At 61.3% G+C, this 1,803-nt stretch carries 1 protein-coding gene; it reads left to right on the top strand.

Annotated features, from left to right (window positions below):
- Positions 1–1,802: phosphoenolpyruvate carboxykinase (GTP) (locus AB4Y89_RS24455; protein WP_442303558.1), on the top strand; the 1,802-nt coding region annotated here is incomplete at its 5' end.
- Between the last annotated feature and the right edge of the window lies 1 nt (position 1,803).

The raw sequence follows: 1,803 nt of genomic DNA, 5'->3' as shown, positions 1-1,803 counted from the left end.
AGCTTCCGACGACGAACCGTCACCTTATCCGTTGGGTAGAGAAGATGGCGGATCTATGCCAGCCGTCGGCGATTCACTGGGTAGACGGCTCGCAGGAAGAGTACGACCGGTTATGCGATCAACTGGTTTCGGCCGGAACCTTTCAGCGTCTCGATCCGAAGCTGTGGCCCGGTTGCTTTTACGCTCGCTCCAGCTCGAACGACGTCGCCCGGGTCGAAGACCGTACCTTCATCTGCTCGCTGTCGAAGGACAACGCCGGTCCGACCAACAACTGGGAAGACCCGTTCGCGATGCGCAAGAAGCTGAAGAGCCTGTTCCGTGGATCGATGAAGGGAAGAACCATGTACGTTCTTCCGTTCTCGATGGGGCCCATCGGGTCTCCGTTTTCGCAGATTGGTGTGCAGTTGACCGACTCGCCTTACGTCGTCGTGAACATGCGCATCATGGCGCGGATCGGTAAGGCGGTCTTCGCGGAGATCGATAAGGACACCCGCCGTGTGGTGCCCTGCATGCACACTGTCGGCGCTCCRCTGGCTCCCGGGGAACAGGACGTTCCGTGGCCGCAGAACGAGACCAAGTACATTGTGCACTTCCCGGAGACGCGTGAGATCTGGAGCTACGGCTCCGGCTACGGCGGTAACGCGCTGCTGGGCAAGAAGTGCTTTGCGCTCAGGATCGCCTCCAACATCGCCCGCGACGAGGGCTGGATGGCCGAGCACATGCTGATCCTGGGTGTGGAGTCTCCCCAGGGCGAGAAGACCTACGTCGCCGCCGCCTTCCCATCGGCCTGCGGCAAGACCAACTTCGCCATGATGATCCCGCCCAAAGGYTTCGAGGGCTGGAAGGTGTGGACGGTTGGCGACGATATCGCCTGGATCAGGCCGGATGCGACCGGACATCTCAGAGCCATCAACCCGGAGGCCGGTTTCTTCGGCGTAGCTCCCGGTACCAGCGCGAAGACCAACCCGAACGCGATGGCGGCACTGAGCAAAAACAGCATCTTCACCAACGTTGCCCTGGTAACCAGGAACGGCGCGCCGACCGGCGATATCTGGTGGGAAGGCATGACGGAGGAGCCTCCTGCCGAGGCGTTGGAYTGGCAGGGCAGACCCTGGACTCCGGCATCATCGACCCCGGCGGCCCATCCCAACGGCCGCTTCACRGCGCCGGCAGCGCAGTGYCCGTCGATTGACCCGGCATGGGAAGATCCGGAGGGCGTACCGATCTCAGCGCTCATCTTCGGCGGACGCAGAGCGACGACGATGCCTCTGGTCTATCAGGCCTTCAACTGGTCCAGCGGTGTCTATACCGGGGCGACGATGGGCTCGGAGATGACAGCSGCCGCAGCAGGCAAGCTGGGTGCGGTACGCCGYGATCCAATGGCGATGCTTCCGTTCTGCGGCTATCACATGGGTGACTACTTCCGTCACTGGCTGAAGATGCAACGAAAACTGAAGCGAACGCCGCGTATCTTCCATGTGAACTGGTTCCGCAAGGATGCGGAAGGGAAGTTCCTGTGGCCGGGCTACAGCCAGAACATGCGTGTGCTGAAGTGGATCGTCGATCGGGCCACGGGCAAGGTGGGCAGTGATGAGACACCGATCGGATGGACGCCGCGCTATGAGGACATGCACTGGAAGGGGCTGAAGTTCACCCGCGAGCAGTTCCTGGAGCTGCAGCAGGTCGATCACACCGCATGGAGAAAAGAGGTGATGGATCACGAGGAGCTCTTCCTCCTGCTCCACGCTCACTTGCCACCGGAGATGATCTACGAACGTGAACTGCTCATCTGCAGACTCTAGG

Source organism: Terriglobus sp. 2YAB30_2, assembly GCF_052114765.1.
Taxonomy (GTDB): domain Bacteria; phylum Acidobacteriota; class Terriglobia; order Terriglobales; family Acidobacteriaceae; genus Terriglobus.
The sequence above is the reverse complement of the archived record's forward strand: the minus strand, read 5'-3'. Positions and strand labels throughout refer to the sequence as shown.